16 protein-coding genes are annotated in these 19,567 nt (G+C 47.3%); 4 read left to right on the top strand and 12 right to left on the bottom strand.

Annotation, left to right across the window (positions count from 1 at the left end):
• Positions 1–19 precede the first annotated feature (19 nt).
• The 12 genes from RH89_RS05985 to RH89_RS05935 form a co-directional block, all read right to left on the bottom strand.
• Positions 20–1,507: a PKD domain-containing protein gene (locus RH89_RS05985; RefSeq protein WP_004400219.1), complete on the bottom strand. Its 1,488-nt coding sequence runs from the start codon at positions 1,505–1,507 to the stop codon at positions 20–22.
• Positions 1,508–1,624: 117 nt separating this feature from the next.
• Complete coding sequence (locus tag RH89_RS05980) at positions 1,625–4,738, bottom strand: TonB-dependent receptor (protein ID WP_004400218.1); 3,114 nt, start codon at positions 4,736–4,738, stop codon at positions 1,625–1,627.
• Positions 4,739–4,835: 97 nt separating this feature from the next.
• A complete protein-coding gene (locus RH89_RS05975; RefSeq protein ID WP_244410399.1) occupies positions 4,836–5,786 on the bottom strand; it encodes a FecR domain-containing protein in 951 nt (316 codons plus the stop codon).
• A gap of 1 nt (position 5,787) precedes the next feature.
• A complete protein-coding gene (locus RH89_RS05970) occupies positions 5,788–6,300 on the bottom strand; it encodes a sigma-70 family RNA polymerase sigma factor (RefSeq protein ID WP_004400215.1) in 513 nt (170 codons plus the stop codon).
• 296 nt (positions 6,301–6,596) lie between these two features.
• The gene (gene mnmE, locus RH89_RS05965) at positions 6,597–7,958 is read right to left on the bottom strand and encodes a tRNA uridine-5-carboxymethylaminomethyl(34) synthesis GTPase MnmE (protein ID WP_004400214.1); all 1,362 of its coding nucleotides are present in this window, start codon (positions 7,956–7,958) and stop codon (positions 6,597–6,599) included.
• Between the two features lie 115 nt (positions 7,959–8,073).
• Positions 8,074–9,702, bottom strand: a complete 1,629-nt coding sequence (yidC, locus tag RH89_RS05960) for a membrane protein insertase YidC (protein ID WP_004400213.1) — start codon at positions 9,700–9,702, stop codon at positions 8,074–8,076.
• A 2-nt stretch (positions 9,703–9,704) separates the two neighbouring features.
• Positions 9,705–9,962, bottom strand: a complete 258-nt coding sequence (gene yidD, locus RH89_RS29040; protein WP_004400212.1) for a membrane protein insertion efficiency factor YidD — start codon at positions 9,960–9,962, stop codon at positions 9,705–9,707.
• Positions 9,929–10,285, bottom strand: coding sequence for a ribonuclease P protein component (gene rnpA / locus RH89_RS05955; protein WP_004400211.1), 357 nt, complete (start codon positions 10,283–10,285; stop codon positions 9,929–9,931). Before rnpA ends, yidD begins: the two co-directional genes overlap by 34 nt.
• 12 nt (positions 10,286–10,297) lie before the next feature.
• Entirely contained in the window at positions 10,298–10,435 is a 138-nt protein-coding gene (gene rpmH / locus RH89_RS05950; protein WP_004400210.1) for a 50S ribosomal protein L34, read from the bottom strand.
• 220 nt (positions 10,436–10,655) lie between these two features.
• On the bottom strand, positions 10,656–11,393 hold the full coding sequence (locus RH89_RS05945; RefSeq protein ID WP_004400208.1) for an amino acid ABC transporter ATP-binding protein: 738 nt from the start codon (positions 11,391–11,393) through the stop codon (positions 10,656–10,658).
• Positions 11,390–12,061, bottom strand: coding sequence for an amino acid ABC transporter permease (locus tag RH89_RS05940; RefSeq protein ID WP_004400207.1), 672 nt, complete (start codon positions 12,059–12,061; stop codon positions 11,390–11,392). Before RH89_RS05940 ends, RH89_RS05945 begins: the two co-directional genes overlap by 4 nt.
• 92 nt (positions 12,062–12,153) lie before the next feature.
• Positions 12,154–12,909 (bottom strand): amino acid ABC transporter substrate-binding protein, encoded by a 756-nt coding sequence (locus RH89_RS05935; protein WP_004400206.1) that lies wholly within the window; start codon positions 12,907–12,909, stop codon positions 12,154–12,156.
• A gap of 333 nt (positions 12,910–13,242) precedes the next feature.
• Between RH89_RS05935 and dnaA the strand changes: the two genes are divergently transcribed.
• From dnaA to gyrB, 4 genes are read left to right on the top strand one after another with little or no spacing between them, the layout of a single operon-like run.
• Positions 13,243–14,643 (top strand): chromosomal replication initiator protein DnaA, encoded by a 1,401-nt coding sequence (gene dnaA / locus RH89_RS05925; protein ID WP_004400204.1) that lies wholly within the window; start codon positions 13,243–13,245, stop codon positions 14,641–14,643.
• A gap of 15 nt (positions 14,644–14,658) precedes the next feature.
• Positions 14,659–15,759, top strand: coding sequence for a DNA polymerase III subunit beta (gene dnaN / locus RH89_RS05920; protein ID WP_004400203.1), 1,101 nt, complete (start codon positions 14,659–14,661; stop codon positions 15,757–15,759).
• A gap of 12 nt (positions 15,760–15,771) precedes the next feature.
• Positions 15,772–16,851: a DNA replication/repair protein RecF gene (recF, locus tag RH89_RS05915; protein WP_004400202.1), complete on the top strand. Its 1,080-nt coding sequence runs from the start codon at positions 15,772–15,774 to the stop codon at positions 16,849–16,851.
• 14 nt (positions 16,852–16,865) lie between these two features.
• The gene (gyrB, locus tag RH89_RS05910; RefSeq protein ID WP_004400201.1) at positions 16,866–19,283 is read left to right on the top strand and encodes a DNA topoisomerase (ATP-hydrolyzing) subunit B; all 2,418 of its coding nucleotides are present in this window, start codon (positions 16,866–16,868) and stop codon (positions 19,281–19,283) included.
• Positions 19,284–19,567: the final 284 nt, after the last annotated feature.

Genomic DNA, 19,567 nt, shown 5'->3' with positions numbered 1-19,567 from the left:
GTGTGCACCCTAATTTCATTTACTCTGTAAACGCATAAATTTTGGAGAAGGAGTGGGTATGCCTTCCAGAAAAATCGATGCCTATTTCTGTGAACTTATTTAATTGAACTGACGCATCCATATAAACATCAAGAACTACCGATTCTCCTAATGAAATTAATTGATTCTTTTTGACTCCTTCGAATTTAATTCCCGATACGGGTGGTGGAGTATTAACGGTTATAAAGTCAAAAACAAAGACATCGGCTACAGTCGGTGTAATAGTAATGGTATCTACTTTAATATAATCAGTTGAAGCTCCGTCCTTGGAAACAGCAATGACTTTGAAACTTCCATACATTGGGTCTTCTACATTCTTAAATCTAGGGTCGCCTTCTGGAACATAACCATAAGATTTAAACTCATAAGTTGCTCCTGTAGAGTTTACCGCGCTGATAAGGGCAGTCGCTGATGTTACAGCTTCCACTGCAGTGATACCCACGTGTTCAATTGAACGCTGCTTGTTGCCTTCACTCACCGTAACAGAAAAGACATAATCACCAATTACATCTGGAGTAAATTCAGCAAGTTGCGCCGAATCTAGTGTGATCGTGCCTGAGCTTGCAGTAGGTTTAGAAACAACCGCCCATTGGTATTGGAAATTTGTGCCGTCTTTGTCTGTGTTCGAGCTGGCGTCCAGTTTTACCTTCTTATTTAACTCAAGCGTCGCAAAGTTCAGTTTATTGATTGGTTTTACGTTTTCTTGGGTAAGGGCGTTGGTTCTTTCTAAATAAACAGACGTCTCAGGCGTGTAAGGCACTACACTTTCATCAATCTTCACAGTAACTGCACGCTTTACTGTCTCTTTTGAATCTGAAACCGCAAGGCTTAACTCATACTCACCCGCAGCGTTAGCAGAGAATGTGGCACTTTCTGTCGTTTCATTGGTTAGTGTTACCGTAGCATTGCTAGGTTTGTTTGCCACAGACCACTGGTAAGTCAGATCGTTATTGTCTGGATCCACAGCGTTTGCAGACAGAGTAATGTTCGTGTCGATTCCCGTCATTACTGACTCGGCTGGGAAGACATTTGGTGCTGCGTTCTCAGCTGCACCTGTCACTTTATAGTGTTTTTCTATCGTCGCTGCAGGATTCGTTGCGGTAAGCTGAATGGTGTATTCACCCGCCAAGTCTGGTTGGAACGACGTCACTAATGCATTGGCGTTTTTAATTGCACTGTTGCTGCCTGCTGGTTTTTTGCTAATGACCCAAGTGAATGGTTGAGTGTTTGCAGTGTCAGATACTGCCGAGCTCAGTGCTTTTTTCTGAGCTGCCTGAGCGAAAATATCCAAGCCATTTAGTCGAACTGTGTCGTTCATCTTGGCGTTGATTTGTGGTTTTTTAGCTGGTGCAACGACAGGTGGTTTTACTGTGTTGTCGTTGGAATCGTTGGAGCTAGAGCCGCCACCGCACGCGACTAATGTCGGCAGACTCAGAGCCAGAAGCGTCCATGTATATTTGTTGTTCATGATTCGTCCTAAATGGTGTTGTCAGCCAATATGAAGCCGACGAAATCTAACAGGTCATCCTTTACACCGAGCAAAGAGTGAAAATCCGTAACGTTATTGAAAATTTTTTGTGAAAAATTAGAATTTTCCTTTCAATTTGACGCTGAAGGTTCGCCCTGGTGCAGGGATACCCGAAATCGAGCCAAGTTCCAGGTAGTACAAATCCAGCAGGTTCGTACCGACCAGCTCAAGATCAACCGATTCGTTGATCTGGTAGTTGATAAAGGCATCAAACGTGAGCGAGTGCGTGCGTGCGATTAAATCTTCATGATGGCTGCCGGATACGTAGTTGCCACGAACACCGGTTTCTAAGGTCTGATTTAGAAAACGAGAACCGACCAAAAGATTTGCGGAATACTCCGGATTGGCGTAACTGCCCAGATAGCTGATGTTAGAAAAGCCTCCGCGGGCACAGAGATCGATGATTTCTTTGTTCTCTTCTACAACGCCAATAATGAACCTCTGGGACGCGGAGTTATCGTCACAAATTTCGTTGTGGTAGTTGTAAGCTGCCGAGAGTTCTCCAAAGTAGGTTTCATCATCATAGGAAGCTTGCAATTCCAGCCCTCTGGTGTTTTGAAAGTCGAGATTACCGAATGCACGCGTCCGAATGTCTCTGTCTATGATGTTGGTGATTGTCTGATCGAAGTGCACCAGCTTAATATTGGCATTGTCGAAATAGTGAACGTAACCCAGCTCCCACAATGTGGCACGTTCAGGCTGCAGAGGTGAAGAAGTTAAGTGACCTGCTGAAAAACCACTGGTACTTTCAAACAGACTTGGAAAACGCAATGTCTCTGCATAACGAGCATAAGCACGATTGTTGTCTGAGATAAGCCAGGTTGCTGTGAGCGAAGGCATCCAGCCACTGCCGCTATTTGCGTACTTAGATTTATAGCGTTGAATGTCTGGCAGCCGTGTGAACTTACAACTGTTCTTAACGTAATTTGGTCGGCTCATGGCAATCACACAAGCGTTTCTTTTCATGCTCAGCTTGTTGTTACTGTCATTTCTCCATTCCTGAGTGTGAGTACGTAAGTAGGTTTTCTCACTCTCTACTTTGGCGACAGCCACTTTGATTTTCTGCTGAAGCAGTGAATCGAAATTCGCCAGACTGCTTTGGGCAGCTGCCAGCCTAGACTGGTATTCTGCTTTCTGAGTTGGGTCCGTAGCCGAAGCGATCAGGCTGGTCATAGTGGCGACTTCTTTGTCTAGGGCGTCACGGGTAAAAGTAATTCGAACATCGTGCTCGGTGTTTGCGACTCTCTGAGCGATTTCTTCCGGTTCATACACTTCGCGAGTTTGGTAGGTAAGGAGGTAGCCTTCTGTTATGTACTCACCCAGTTTGCGTTTATCGCTTTTGCTTTCGATGCGGTATTTCAGATAATGATCTTCGGATTCATACTTTCCATATCTTAGCCCGGCATTAAAAATCAAGCTGTCGCTGGCTCGCCATTCAACCTTGGCGGCGCCGTTAAACTCCGTCCTCTCCCCAGCTCGAACCGTTGCATTGTACTTATCGACCAGATATTTCATGCCTTGCTTAGGCTCAACGGTATGGTGTTGATAGTGGCCAGATACCGTCATATCCCAGTTGTCCGACAGCAGCATGGTGTTTTTGAAATTCGCGCCGATACGTCGTTCTTTGTTGTATGCCGTGGCGGTGTTAAAGATGATTCCGTTCCCTTCCGGCTCAGTCACCACGGTATTTGGAAAACCGCCCGCGGTGTTGGTAACGGTATCTGACAATGTTGTCCAGAGATCCGTACTTAAGTTAAGAAAACGTGATTCGGGGTTTACCCGGTATTTAACACTGTAAGCCTGTAGCTTAGCGCTTCCCAGTGGCCACTGAGCCATACCATCACTGTTGCGATAATCAGAGCGGCTTGCCATGATTTCACCGTGTTTACTTTCAGTGAAGCGGGCATTAAATTGCACCTTTTCAAAATCTGAGAATTTGTAGGTGGTTTTTAGAAGATAGGAGTGCATTTCCGATGAAGTGTTAAATACTTCATGCCCCGGAAGGTGGTTAAGAGCCGCATGTCTGGGCTGTAGGAAATTGATGTTAAGGGTATCTGGGTTATAAGGTTGCTTATAGAAATCGGCTTTCTTAGTACCGGAATAGTAGTTACCACGCTTTCTATAGGCGATAGCACCTAACCATTCGAATTTATCATTGATCCCAGAAGCGGCGAATCGAAAAGCGGCGTCTTCTCCGCCAAATGGGTTATTACTTTTGCTGTCTCGGGTTTCAAAACGAAGTTCTGGATCGTTATACCAATCAATTCCGCCCTGTTCGTTATAGATAGGCACCTCTCTCCAGTGTTTGCCCGTGTGCATTTTTGCCTCGTAAGGTGCGACGGAATTGTTGCTACCCTCGACGATGACTTCCATGCCAAACGTCTCACCTTCTGCAATGATGTCCTGCGGCTGGAGTGTGGTGACCTGTACCGCCCCACCCACGGACGTATTCACATCTGAGTTGAGCTGAGCACCTTTGTGTACTTTTAATCCACTGATCAGGTTTGGATCGATGTAGTTTCGGTTGGAAGCACCACGGTACCCGTTCCAGATGGTGATTCCCTGTTCGGTACCATCTATGACAACAGGAACCCGCCCCGTACCCTGAACCCCCCGAATGTTGGCGTCGATACTGCTGCCACCATTACGAGCTTCACCGCTGAAGGTATTTGCCATCCCTGTGAATAAATCAGCACCGCTGGCGCCTTTGAAGCGTTCAATTTCTTCTTTGTTGATGTAGGCGGTGGATGTGTCAGCATCATAAATATCTAATTCGCCTGTTTCATCCCTAGCAATCTCATCATCGAAATGAGTACGTACCTGAATGGCGTCTAGCGTCATAGCGCTGTTGAGGGGAGTCAGAATATAGCTGCCGTCTTCCTGCGGCTCAGCAATCAATCCTGTATTTTCCAGTATCAGCATCAGAGCTTCTGCTGCATCAAACTGTCCTTCAATTCCGGGGCTGTAGATATCTTGAGACAGCGAGGCATTCAGTGTGAACTCAATGTCTGCTTCGATGGCAAGTTGGCTGAGAACTTGATCCAGTCGCCCCGCTGGAATGTCAAAATTCTGGGTCGAAGACCAGGCTAATACTGGAAATAACAGGGCTGAAAGCCCAAGTTTTATTCTAATTGATAAGGCTTGTCGTGAAAGCCTAGGCAGGAGTAACACCTTGCTGTCCTTTTCTTTGAATTGCTCACTAACCTCTACACCGAGTGAGAATTCAAAATCCGTAATGGTTATTGGCTCTAAATGACCGAACTGGATCTCAGTTATCGTCTTTGGCTTTAATGCTGACCCAAAGAGGGGTTCGGTAATGAACTTCGATAGGAAGAACCTGGCTGATATTGTGCAGGGTTTTATCTGTGTCTTTGGTGGAGAAAACCCCCGTCAGCTTCAAATGACTGAGGGATGGATCAACGTTGACAACGCCACGGCGATAGCGGGCGAGGTCATTGATAAATTCTGGCAGCGGAGTCGCCTGAGCTAGGATTTTCTGACTTAGCCACAGGGCATTGCTGGTGGCATTGGCGTGTTTGCTTTCGGTGTATTCTGCACTGAACGCTACATTTTCGCCTGCCAGAAGGTGCGTTGATTCAAAGCTCTGCTTTGGATACACCGCCACTTCACCCTCGTATACACTGACTTTGGTTTTGTTGTCTTGCTGCTGAACAGTAAAGCGTGTCCCGATTGGTACTACATTACCCTGACCTGTTGTGACCATAAATGGGGTTAGGTGATGAGCGCTGGTGATCATGATTTCACCCTGAACCAGATGCAGCATACGTTCTGACTGGTTGAAATCCACATAAACTCGCGTCGCCGTGTTCATGATCATTTCTGTGCCATCAGACAAGGTGAGAGAGCGGATTTCACCTGTTGCTGTTGCGTATTCAGCTCCTGAAGGAGTGTCTGAGCGACCAGCCATCATCAGACCCAAAGTACCAAATGAAATGCCTGCCCAGATCAGTGCCTGACGACGTGTGACTCCGCGACGATCTCGATGGAGGACTTTACCTGATAACTCAGGGTTAGGGACCGCAGCGAATTTCTTTTGCAGAGTTTCGAGTTGTTGCCAGGCAAATTCGTTGTCTGGATGGGCACTGCGCCAGGTATTGAATGCTTTTTTATCCTGTTCGGTGACGTCGTCTGCCCATAGCCTTGCCATCCATAATGACGCCTGTTCTATGGACTCGCGAGAAATACGTTCGATACTCACGTTACGCCTCAAGCATGGCTAACATACAGCCCTGAAGTGCCTTAGCTACATATTTTTCAACAGAGGAAACAGACACTCCCAGTTCTTCGGCAATCTGTTTGTAGCTCTTGCCTTCCAGTTGTCTCATTAACAATGCCTGACGCGCTTTGTGAGGAAGTTTGTGCAGTAGCGTGTCTATTTCAACTAATGCTTCTACTACTAAGGCATGAGATTCCGGAGAAGCCGTCACTTCCTCTGGTTCATTTTCCAGTAATTCCAGGTAGGCAGTTTCGATGCGTCGACGACGATAGAGGTCGATCACCAGCCCTTTGGCTATGGTGGTCAGATAGCGACGAGAGTCCTTTTGCTCAGGAAGCGTGCCTTTGGTAAGGAGGCGCAGATAGGTATCCTGAACTAAATCGGCAGTGACTTCCGGGCAGCCCAGACGACGCTGCACATATACCGAGAGCCAGCTGCGGTGCTCTTGATACATATTATCAATGCGTTGCATGTTAGCTGGGTCTAATGCCACCATCGCCTGTTACTCCTTTCGCCTAGATTTGCGCTTAATATAAATGATAATGGTTATCATTTATATTAATAGTAGGCAACGAAATATATCAGAATCTGGCTGTAGATCTATAGCTAATCGTAATGGAAAAAGGATTAATTGATGTAAATGAGAGATGCGGCAGTGTAATTGATTCCATAATCTGTTGAAAATCAGACTTAAGGACTTTTAGCAACATATCGCTTCATTATACGGTATTTTGGCAGGTATTTACCCTCATTTCAGATTGGTTGAAATGAGGGTAGTTGAATATGAAAAGGCTATTTTCCGATGCAGAAAGAGGAGAAAATACGGCCCAGTAAGTCATCTGAGCTGAACTCACCAGTAATTTCATTGAGATGCTGTTGGGTAATACGCAGCTCTTCGGCAAGGATTTCGCCAGCCATGTAACCTTCCAACTGTTGTTGACCAATATCGAGGTGTTCGGCTGCGCGTTCTAGTGCATCTAGGTGACGGCGGCGTGCCATAAAGCCCCCTTCCTGATTCCCCGAGAAACCCATGATCTCTTTTAAGTGATTACGCAGGGCATCAATACCTTCACCGGTTTTCGCTGAAAGGCGGATCAGTGTTGGCGTGTTCACATGACAGATACCCAGATCTTCTCCGGTTTGATCCGCTTTGTTGCGGATCACCGTCATACCGATGTTGTTTGGTAAGCGATCAACAAAGTCCGGCCAGATATCACGTGGATCCGTTGCTTCGGTTGTGGTGCCATCCACCATAAACAATACTCGGTCAGCTTGCTCTATCTCTTCCCACGCGCGCTCAATGCCAATTTTTTCTACTTCATCTGAAGCATCACGCAAACCTGCTGTATCTATGATGTGCAGTGGCATGCCATCGATATGAATGTGTTCACGAAGTACATCACGGGTGGTGCCCGCAATGTCTGTCACAATGGCGCTTTCTTTGCCTGACAGGGTGTTCAGCAGGCTGGATTTCCCCGCATTAGGGCGACCGGCAATCACTACCTTCATGCCTTCGCGCATGATCGCACCTTGGTTGGCTTCCTGACGCACTGCTGCCAGGTTATCAATGATGGTTTGTAAATCGGCAGCGACTTTGCCGTCTGCCAGAAAGTCGATTTCTTCTTCGGGAAAATCTATTGCCGCTTCGACATAGATTCTTAGGTGAATCAATGATTCCACCAGCGTGTTGATACGCTTAGAGAACTGACCTTGGAGAGACTGAAGGGCAGACTTCGCCGCTTCTTCGGAGCTGGCATCAATCAAATCTGCAATGGCTTCGGCCTGCGTTAAGTCCATTTTGTCGTTCAAAAACGCCCGTTCAGAGAATTCACCCGGGCGAGCAGGACGCACACCTGAAATAGTAAGGATTCGCTTAATCAGCATGTCCATCACCACCGGGCCACCATGCCCTTGCAGCTCCAGTACGTCTTCACCCGTAAATGAATGTGGGTTAGGGAAGTAGAGTGCGATTCCCTGATCCAGCTCCAGACCATCTTGGTCCGTAAATGGCAGGTACTCAGCGTAGCGCGGTTTTAGCGACTTACCCGTCACCTCTTCTGCGACTTTCGAAGCCAGAGGACCGGAAACTCGAATAATACCTACTCCGCCTCGTCCGGGGGCGGTAGCTTGAGCGACGATGGTGTCGGTTGTCATGACGAATCCTGAAAAGGGCTAAGCCCCATTTACTGAGTGAAAACTTTGTGCGCAATTGTAATAACAGAAATTAAAAAAGGCGACCAAAAGGTCGCCTTTCTTTCATTTCGATTGCTTACTTAGAGTGTAAGCCTTTCTTTTCCAAAGCGCGGTAAATCAGAGATTGTTGAATCACTGTCACTACGTTGGAAACTAGCCAGTATAGAACCAGACCAGATGGGAACCACAGGAAGAAGAAAGTGAACATGATAGGCATCAGGTTCATGATTTTCTGCTGCATTGGGTCCGTGATGGTCGATGGGCTCATCTTCTGGATCATGAACATACTTGCACCCATCAGTACTGGCAGGATGTAGTATGGGTCCTGTGCTGACAGGTCAGTGATCCAACCAAAGAATGGAGAGTGACGAAGCTCAACCGATTCCATTAGCGCCCAGTACAGTGCGATGAAGATAGGCATCTGAAGAAGGATAGGTAGACAGCCGCCCAGCGGGTTTACTTTCTCTTTCTTGTACAGTTCCATCATCTCCTGGCTCATGCGCTGGCGGTCGTCGCCAATACGCTCACGCATCGCTTGCAGTTTTGGCTGCAACATACGCATTTTAGCCATTGAGGTGTACTGTGCTTTCGTCAGTGGGTACATCGCACCACGAACGATGAACGTCAGAACCATGATCGCCAGACCCCAGTTCACAACCACGCCCTGAATAGCAGACAGCAGCCAGTGAAGTGGCTTCGCGATAAACCATAGCCAGCCGTAGTCCACCACCAAATCTAGGTGTGGTGCAACTGCTGCCATGTCATCTTGCAGTTTAGGACCAACCCAAAGTGTTGATTCAACTGAGCCTGTCGCTCCGTTTGCAATCGTGATATCAGGAATACGAACACCGATATCGCCTTTGTTACCGATCACGCGAGTATACAGTCGAGTACCAGGCTGTTGCTCTGGGATCCAAGCCGCTGCGAAGTAGTGCTGGATCATCGCTGCCCAACCTTGACCGGTTGTCAGCTCAATGGCTAGGCTGCGGTCTTGCATGTCTTCGAAGCTGTATTTCTTGTAGTTCACGTCTTGCGTTGAGTAAGCACCACCACGGTAAGTCGGCATGGTAATGCTGCCACCGTCATCCATTAAGTCTTGACGAAGATGCGCATACATCGCGAATGTCGCGTTAGTACCCGAGTTGTTCACTACGTCGTATTTCACTTTAACGTCGTAATGACCGCGCTTAAGTACAAATGTTTTCACGTACTGCAAGCCGTTTGCTTCAAACGTCATTGGAATGCTTAATTCATCTTCACCATCGGCCAGCTCAAAGCTGTCTGATGCCACTTGGTAAACAGGGCGGCTAGAACTGCTTAGGTCGACACCCTGAGGACCAACAAGACCACTTTGCGCGATGAAAGTGTGCCCCTGAGAGTTTTTCAACAGCTCAAATGGGTCTGCTGAATCAAATTCTTTCGCGTACTGATTTAGATCAGCTTCAATCACGTCACCACCGAACGTGTCGATAGACAGAGTCAGAACGTCTGTTTTAACTGTCACGATTTGCGCTGAAGGCGTAGCAGATTGAGGAACCGGATCTGCTAGTGGGTCTGCAAAGTCAGGGGCAGGAAGCGTACCGTTAGTTTGTACCTGCTCAGCACTTTGTTGAGGCGCTGGATTCTTTTCAACTTGCCACTGTTGGTACAGCAGGAAAGAAACCAGTGCCAAAGCGAGCAGAAGGATATTACGTTGAGAATCCATCGTTATTTATCTCTGTCTTGTTTTTGGTGTGGTGGAACGGGGTCATATCCCCCATCGCTCAAAGGATGGCATTTTAATAGACGTTTGCCTGATAACCAACACCCTTTTACAAAACCGTGAGCTTTCAACGCTTCAATCGCGTATTGAGAACAGGTTGGCGTAAAACGACACCGTGGTCCGATTAACGGACTAATTACCCATTGGTAGATTTTTATCAGACCAATGGCTAACCACGAGAGGGGCGAGAAAGGCGATGCCATAACTTGTCGAGTAGTTTAAACATTTCTTCATTGCTTAAATCTTGGGCGCTTTTCTTCGCAATCACGACAAAATCTTTGTTGGGAAGTTGATGCTGTGACAGGCGGAAACTTTCTCTAGTCAGACGTTTGAAACGGTTACGACCGACGGCAGTTTTAATCTGCTTTTTAGGGACAGCTAAGCCTAAGCGAGGATGTGAAAGAGAGTTCTTTCGGGCAATGATGGTGAAATGTGGTGAGCCAGCTCGGTGAGCTTGCTGGAAGACATGTTGATAATGCTCGGGAGTTAACAAGCGTAACTCCCGATGAAACGCGTACTTGCTCAAAATAACCGAGTATTATTTTGAAAGGCGCGCACGGCCTTTAGCACGACGTGCATTAATTACTTTACGACCGTTCTTAGTCGCCATGCGAGCACGGAAACCGTGAGTACGCTTACGCTTCAGAACTGAAGGTTGAAAAGTGCGTTTAGACATTTGTATTACCTTTACTGATCAGTAGTTTTTAGGTTTATGTTAAACCCGGCGTGGGACTTAACTTTCCTCAAGTTTCTTAATTAAGTGACCTGAGCAAAATCCGACGCCTCTCAACAAAGAGGCGGAATTGTAATCACTGGCTCTATAAGAGTCAATGATTGGTCTAACGAAAATTCCGGTCGACGAATTATACGGATTGTCAGTTAAATCTCAAGGATCCTTAATCGATCCCCACCTGGCTGAGAAACTTTTGTAGTCTTGGATCCTGTGGATTACCAAAGATATCCTGTGGAGAACCTTGTTCTACAATATTGCCGTCTGCCATGAAGATCACGCGGTCCGCGACTTCTTTGGCAAATTGCATTTCGTGTGTCACCACCAGCATCGTCTGCTTTTGCGCTGCCAGCGACTTCATTAAGTTCAGTACTTCGCCCACCCATTCAGGATCCAGCGCAGACGTTGGCTCATCGAACAATAGCAGTTCAGGCTGAAGTGCCATCGCACGTCCAATGCCCACACGCTGTTGTTGTCCACCAGAAAGCGCGGCAGGGTAACTGTCCCCTTTATCACCCAGCCCTATATCATCCAGAATCGACTGAGCTCGCTCAAGCGCCTGTTCTTTCTTCCAGCCGCGAACGGTAATCAAACCTTCTGCGATGTTCTGGCGTGCCGTCATGTGTGCAAATAGGGCGTAGTTCTGGAATACAAACCCTGTTTTGCGGCGCAGCGCCAATACTTCCGCTTTGGTGTGCTTCTCGCTATCGACGGTGATGTCGTCAATGCTGATGGTGCCTTTGTTGGCTTCTTCCAGAAAATTCACACAGCGCAGTAGTGTGGATTTACCTGTACCGCTCGACCCAATGATAACGATGATCTCACCTTGTTGGATGTCGATATCGATGCCTTTCAGAACCTCAGTGTCACCAAAGTACTTATGAATGTTATTCAGTTTGATCATCGTGCGTACGCCTTATTGAGCTTGAACTCCGCCCAAATCTGAACTCGGGTAAGAATCACCACCACACCCCAGTAAATCAGAGCAACGGCTAAGAATGCTTCGAAGAAACGGAAGCTGGATGACGCTTCCATTTGCGCTTTCGCCATGATTTCTGCCACACCCAGAGTAAATGCCAGGGACGTCGACTTAATCATGTCGATGAAATAGTTCATCAATGAAGGCAGTGCCACACGGGTTGCCTGTGGAAGAATAATACGGCGCATTGCCTGAGTGGTCGTCATGCCCACAGACAGGCTGGCTTCCATCTGGCTGCGATCAATACCAATAATGGCGGCACGGATACTCTCTGCCATGTACGCGGCAAAGTGTAAGGTTAAACCGATGACAGCCGCACTGAAGGCGTCGATGCCCACCAAAAACGGGAACACCTGAGGTAAACCATAATAAAGCAGGAACAGTTGCACCAGTAGCGGCGTGCCACGGAAAAAGCTGATGTAAAGCTGGCTAAGCTGATCCAGCACAGGCACGCGGAATACGCGAATATTGGCCAGAATTACTGCCAGAATCAGGGAGAATAGCAGCCCCCAAGTGGCCATAGACATGGTGGTACCCAGATACTTCAACAGTATCGGCATCAGTTCCATCATGTAATTAAAGTCAAAACCCATACGATTACCTGTACTTCAAAAATTCGGGTATTGCAGAGACGAGAAAAGGTGGAATCCATGTCCACCTTTATCCTTGGTTTGAAAAATCCTGATTATTTAGTGATGTCGTCGCCGAACCACTTCACAGAGATTTCTTTTAGTGTGCCATCTTCACGCATGGATTTCAGCGCAGCATTCACTTCTGCCTGAAGTTTACGACCAGCTTCGTTATCAACGAACGGCCATGCGTTTTGAATGGTTTCAAATGGCTGACCTGCCAGCTCTAGTGGAAGACCTGTTTTCTTGATCAACTCAAGTGCAGAAAGACGGTCCATGATGAAGGCGTCCGCACGACCCAGTGCCACATCGTGCTCGATGCCAGTGTCGTAAGTCTTGATGTTGATTTTGTTGTCTTTGTCGTAGTCGCGCAGCAATTGCTCAAAGTTCGAACCCAGGTTCACGGCAACCGTTTTGCCCGCCAGGTCTTCAACACCTTTGATGTCTTTGTTGCCTTTACGTACAGTGATTTGCGCACCGTCTACCACATATGGGTCTGCAAATAGGTATTTTGCTTTGCGTGCGTCTGTCATGGTGATTTGGTTAGAGATGGTGTCGATGCGACCAGTCTCAAGCAAACCAAACAAACCAGAAAAGTTAGCAGTTACGTATTCTACTTTGTAGTCGTTACGCTTGCCGATTTCATCCCATAGATCCACTTCAAAACCCTGAAGTACGTCTTTTTCAACAAACGTGAATGGGAAGTAACGTCCAGACATTCCGACTTTAACTTCAGTCGCGGCTTGAACGGTCTGTGCAAAAGAGGCGGTTAGGGCTAGTGCAGCAAGTGTGGACTTAATCCAGTATTTCATTCGATTTCTCCTCATTATTATGGAGGGGAATATTACTGTTAGTTCTGTTACTAGTGAAAATAACAAGTTGTTATTACACATAACCAAGTTTCTTAAAATAAACGACCTGTTAACATTTGATCTTGGGGATAAACCGCTATTGATCGCCATTTTGTGGGTGATCATGTGGGTAATATTGGGGAAAAGTGTGCGGATCACTCGAATTAGGGACAAAAAATTGTGAATAACTTAGATCTTATTCACTGGATCTGCGATCATTTACTAGCGATCTGAGCAACAGAGCGCTAGAATTACCAACCTTTTCCAAAGAATGATTATAAGAGTGAGGGCAACGTGTCATCTTCGCTTTGGTTGCAGTGTCTGCAACAGCTACAAGAAGAGCTACCATCGACTGAATTCAGCATGTGGGTAAGACCGCTTCAGGCGGAGCTCAATGACAATACCCTGACTTTATTCGCCCCAAACCGTTTTGTACTCGACTGGGTGCGCGATAAATACTTCGACAACATCAATCGCCTGCTTCTGCAATTTTGTGGTAACGATGTACCTAGCCTTCGATTTGAAGTCGGCAGTCGACGTGTTTCCGCACCAGCTCAGGCGACCCGCTCTCAAGCAGATGTAGCGGCAGAAACCTCGGCTCCAGCGCAGCTTCAGGCGCGCAAGCCCGTGCACAAAACCTGGGAAAATGACAGCGAAGTGGTGGACATCAACCATCGCTCAAACGTCAACATTAAACATAAATTCAATAACTTCGTTGAAGGTAAGTCGAACCAGTTAGGTTTGGCAGCTGCGCGTCAGGTTGCCGATAATCCGGGCGCCGCATACAACCCGCTTTTCCTATACGGTGGCACAGGTTTAGGTAAAACCCACCTGTTGCATGCGGTTGGTAATGCCATTGTGGATAATAAGCCCAATGCGAAAGTGGTGTACATGCACTCAGAGCGATTCGTTCAGGACATGGTAAAAGCCCTGCAAAATAACGCCATTGAAGAGTTCAAACGCTATTACCGCAGCGTGGATGCATTGCTGATTGATGACATCCAATTCTTTGCCAATAAAGAGCGCTCTCAGGAAGAGTTTTTCCATACCTTTAACGCATTGCTGGAAGGCAATCAGCAAATCATCCTGACTTCTGATCGCTATCCGAAAGAGATCAACGGTGTAGAAGATCGTCTTAAATCTCGTTTCGGCTGGGGTTTAACCGTTGCGATTGAGCCACCAGAGCTGGAAACCCGCGTGGCGATCTTGATGAAGAAAGCGGAAGATCACCAAATTCATCTTGCCGATGAAGTGGCGTTCTTTATTGCGAAGCGTTTGCGTTCTAATGTTCGTGAGTTGGAAGGGGCGCTGAACCGTGTCATTGCCAACGCGAACTTTACAGGTCGCCCGATCACCATTGATTTCGTTCGTGAAGCGCTGCGCGATTTGCTTGCGCTTCAGGAAAAACTGGTCACCATCGACAATATTCAAAAAACTGTCGCCGAGTACTATAAAATTAAAGTGGCAGATCTTCTATCTAAGCGCCGCTCTCGCTCGGTTGCGCGTCCTCGCCAATTGGCTATGGCTTTGTCTAAAGAGCTCACCAACCACAGCTTGCCTGAAATTGGCGATGCGTTTGGTGGTCGCGACCACACCACGGTGCTGCACGCTTGCCGCAAGATAGAGCAGCTTCGTGAAGAGAGCCATGATATAAAAGAAGACTACTCAAACCTAATTAGAACCTTATCGTCATAAGGCAAAGAGATACCAATGAAATTTACCATCGAACGCAGCCATCTGATCAAACCGTTACAACAAGTCTCTGGCGCTCTGGGTGGACGTCCCACGTTACCGATTCTAGGCAACCTACTGCTGAAAGTAGAAAACGGTCAGCTGGCAATGACAGCGACTGATCTTGAAGTGGAGCTGGTGGCTAATGTTGCGTTGGAAGGGGAATTTGAAGCAGGCAGCACTACAGTGCCTTCCCGTAAATTCTTGGATATCTGCCGTGGTCTGCCAGACAGTGCAATCATTACTGTAGTGATGGAAGCTGATCGCGTACAAGTACGTTCAGGTCGCAGCCGTTTCTCACTTTCTACTCTGCCAGCCAGTGATTTTCCAAACATTGAAGACTGGCAAAGCGAAGCCGATATTACGCTGTCGCAGCAAGAGCTACGCAGTCTGATCGAGAAAACCCAATTCTCTATGGCGAACCAAGACGTTCGCTATTACCTCAACGGCATGCTGTTTGAAATCGAAGGCACGACACTGCGTTCAGTTGCCACAGACGGACACCGTATGGCGGTATCTCAAACCCAGCTCGCTTCGGAGCTGCCAAACCAGCAGATTATCTTGCCACGCAAAGGTGTTCAGGAGCTGGTGAAGCTGCTCGATGCCCCTGAAGCGGAAGTGACGCTGCAAATTGGCAGCGCTAACCTGCGTGCCGCTGTGAATAACTTTACCTTCACGTCGAAGCTGGTGGACGGTCGATTCCCTGACTACAGACGTGTGATGCCACAAAGCAGTAACAAAACACTCGAAGCCCCGTGTGAAGAACTGAAAAGTGCCTTCTCACGTGCGGCGATTCTGTCGAATGAGAAATTCCGCGGCGTTCGTGTGAATTTTAATGGCAATGAAATGCGCATTACGGCCAATAACCCTGAGCAGGAAGAAGCAGAAGAGATGTTGGACGTCTCGTTCCAGGGGGACGACTTAGAAATCGGCTTCAACGTGAGTTACGTGTTGGATGTATTGAACACGTTGCGTTGTGAGCAAGTCCGTATTTCCATGTCTGACGCCAATGCCAGTGCGTTGATTGAGAATGCCGAAGACGACAGTGCCATGTACGTGGTTATGCCAATTCGTCTGTAATGGATTCGGCAAATGCCACTCACCAGACTGATTGTTCAGCAATTTCGTAATATTGAAGCCTGTGATGTCGAACTGTCACCAGGCTTTAATTTTCTTGTGGGACCGAACGGCAGCGGCAAAACCAGTGTGCTGGAAGCCATCTATCTGCTTGGTCATGGTCGTTCATTCAAGAGCTCACTCACGGGTCGAGTTATCCAAAACGAGTGCGATGAGCTCTTTGTTCATGGGCGTTTTTTGAACCCGGATCAATTTGAGCTTCCGATTGGGATTAATAAGCAGCGCGATGGCTCTACAGAGGTTAAAATAGGCGGTGAGTCCGGACAAAAACTGGCGCAGCTAGCTCAGGTTTTGCCGTTGCAATTGATACATCCTGAAGGGTTTGAATTGCTCACAGACGGACCCAAGTTTCGACGTGCGTTTATCGACTGGGGCGTGTTTCACACTGAACCCCATTTTTACGATGCATGGGGGCGATTTAAAAGGCTCAACAAACAGCGTAATGCGCTGTTGAAAACTGCTACTCATTACCGGGAGCTCAGCTACTGGGATCAGCAGATAGCAACGTTGGCTGAAAACATCAGCCAGTGGCGCAAAGAATACGTTGAAAACATGGCAAAAGTGGCGGAGGAAATCTGTCGCACATTTTTGCCAGAATTTGATATCCAATTGAAGTATTATCGTGGGTGGGACAAAGATACCCCCTATCAGGATATCCTCGAAAACAACTTCGAACGCGATCAGTCACTCGGGTACACCTTTAGTGGACCCAACAAGGCAGATTTAAGAATCAAAGTGAATGGGACGCCTGTGGAAGACGTTCTGTCACGCGGTCAACTGAAACTCATGGTGTGTGCGCTAAGAGTCGCGCAGGGGCAGCATTTGACTGAAATGACCGGAAAGCAGTGTATCTACCTGATAGATGATTTTGCTTCTGAATTAGATAGCCAACGTCGCCAGCGGTTAGCCGACTGCTTAAAAGCGACGGGGGCACAAGTATTTGTAAGTTCTATTACTGAGAGTCAAATCGTTGATATGCTCGACGAAAATGGCAAAATGTTTCATGTGGAACACGGTACGATAGAGCAAGGATAAAAAGAGAGTAACTCATGTCTGAAAATTACGATTCATCGAGTATTAAGGTACTGAAGGGTCTGGATGCGGTACGTAAGCGTCCGGGTATGTACATCGGCGATACAGACGATGGCACCGGTTTGCACCACATGGTCTTTGAGGTGGTGGACAACTCCATTGATGAAGCGTTGGCGGGTCACTGTAAAGACATCATTGTGACGATTCATGAGGATAACTCGGTATCCGTTAGCGACGATGGTCGTGGTATCCCAACGGAAATGCACCCAGAAGAAAACGTATCCGCAGCTGAAGTAATCATGACGGTTCTTCACGCTGGTGGTAAGTTCGACGACAACTCATACAAAGTATCAGGCGGTCTTCACGGGGTAGGTGTTTCGGTAGTAAACGCCCTGTCTAAGCAGGTGACGCTTACCATTCATCGCGGCGGTCAAATTCATACTCAAACTTACCACCACGGTGAGCCACAAGCGCCATTGTCAGTTATTGGTGATACCGATAAAACCGGTACTCAAATCCGTTTCTGGCCAAGTGAAGACACCTTCTCTAATGTGGAATTCCACTACGACATCCTGGCGAAACGTCTGCGTGAGCTTTCTTTCCTGAACTCGGGTGTTTCCATCAAACTGGTTGATGAGCGTGAAGAAGATAAGAACGACCACTTCATGTTTGAAGGTGGTATTCAAGCCTTTGTTGAGCATCTAAACACCAACAAAACGCCGATCATTCAAAAGATTTTCCACTTTGACTCTGAGCGCGAAGACGGCATCACCGTTGAAGTTGCGATGCAGTGGAACGACGGTTTCCAGGAAAACATCTACTGTTTTACTAACAACATCCCTCAGCGCGATGGCGGTACTCACCTTGCAGGTTTCCGTGCAGCGCTGACTCGTACGTTAAACAGCTTCATGGATAAAGAAGGGTTCTCGAAGAAAGCCAAAGCAGCGACGTCCGGTGATGATGCTCGTGAAGGTCTGACGGCGGTTATCTCGGTGAAAGTACCGGATCCTAAGTTCTCAAGCCAGACGAAAGACAAGCTGGTGTCTTCAGAAGTGAAGTCAGCGGTAGAATCTGCAATGGGCGAGAAGCTGCAAGAGTTCTTGGTAGAAAACCCGAACGAAGCGAAAACCGTTTGTAGCAAAATTATTGATGCAGCTCGTGCGCGTGAAGCGGCACGTAAAGCACGTGAAATGACCCGTCGTAAAGGCGCACTCGACCTTGCAGGGCTTCCAGGTAAACTGGCGGATTGCCAAGAAAAAGACCCAGCGCTTTCTGAACTCTACATTGTGGAGGGTGACTCTGCGGGCGGTAGTGCCAAGCAGGGTCGTAACCGTAAGAACCAAGCCATCTTGCCACTGAAAGGTAAGATTCTGAACGTTGAAAAAGCGCGTTTCGATAAGATGCTGTCTTCACAAGAAGTCGCAACGCTTATAACAGCATTGGGCTGTGGTATCGGTCGAGACGAGTACAATCCAGATAAATTGCGTTACCACAACATTATCATCATGACCGATGCCGACGTCGATGGTTCGCACATCCGGACACTTCTTTTAACCTTCTTCTACCGTCAAATGCCAGAGCTTATTGAGCGTGGTTACGTGTATATTGCTCAGCCACCGCTTTACAAAGTGAAGAAAGGCAAGCAAGAGCAGTACATTAAAGACGAAGATGCAATGAGCCAATACCAGGTGTCATTGGCATTGGATAACGCTGCACTACACGTTAATGCTGAAGCGCCAGCTCTGGCGGGTGAAGCACTAGAGAAACTGGTTCAGCAATACAACGCGGGCATGAAGCTGGTGGAGCGCATGAGCCGCCGTTACCCACATTCGTTGATGCATGAGTTTATTTATGTTCCTCGTATCACAGCAGAGCAGTGTCAAGACACCGCCGCGGTTGAAGCCTGGGGTAAACAGCTAGTTGACCAGCTGAATGCCAAAGAAGTAGGGGCAAGCCAGTACAGTCTGGAAATTGAGAAACATGAAGAGTTGGGTGTTAGCTTACCAAAAGTAGTGATCCGTACTCATGGTGTGACTCATGAGCATGTATTGAGTGTTGATCTGTTCAACTCAAAAGAATACGGCAAGCTAGCGGATCTGTCTGAAGCACTGGATGGTCTGATCGAAGACGGTGCCTACATCAAGCGTGGTGAACGTACTCAGCCAATTTCAAACTTTGTCGAAGCGCTAGAATGGCTATTCAAAGAGTCTCGTCGTGGTTTGAGCCTACAGCGATACAAAGGTCTAGGAGAGATGAACCCTGATCAGCTTTGGGAAACCACCATGGACCCAGAAACTCGTCGTATGATGCAAGTAACTATTGAAGATGCCGTTGGTGCAGACCAGCTGTTCACCACATTGATGGGTGATCAGGTTGAGCCGCGTCGTAACTTCATTGAAGAGAATGCGTTAAAAGTAGCCAACCTGGACGTTTAGATTTATTTCTCTTCGCTGGATGAACTGATTTCTATGTCGAAGGTGCTCATTTATGTTTATAAACTCCGCGCCTTCTCCTCGAACTAAGCTCATCCAGCTTTGATAAATACACGAAATCACTTTAAAGACTGCCTTGTTGGGCGGTCTTTTTCTTTTTAACTTTATGAAAAATAATGCTTTTAAAATTATTTTTATCTTTTCTCTTGAAAGATTAAGCGACTATCCACATATCTTGTTTTGAGAGGATGCCGTAAGGGTCTCTTAAAACGCTTGTCCAGTTTGTG

Origin of the sequence: Vibrio nigripulchritudo ATCC 27043 (assembly GCF_000222685.1) — a bacterium.
Lineage (GTDB): Bacteria > Pseudomonadota > Gammaproteobacteria > Enterobacterales > Vibrionaceae > Vibrio > Vibrio nigripulchritudo.
Note: the sequence above shows the minus strand (reverse complement) of the source record. Positions and strands in the feature narration are given on the sequence as shown.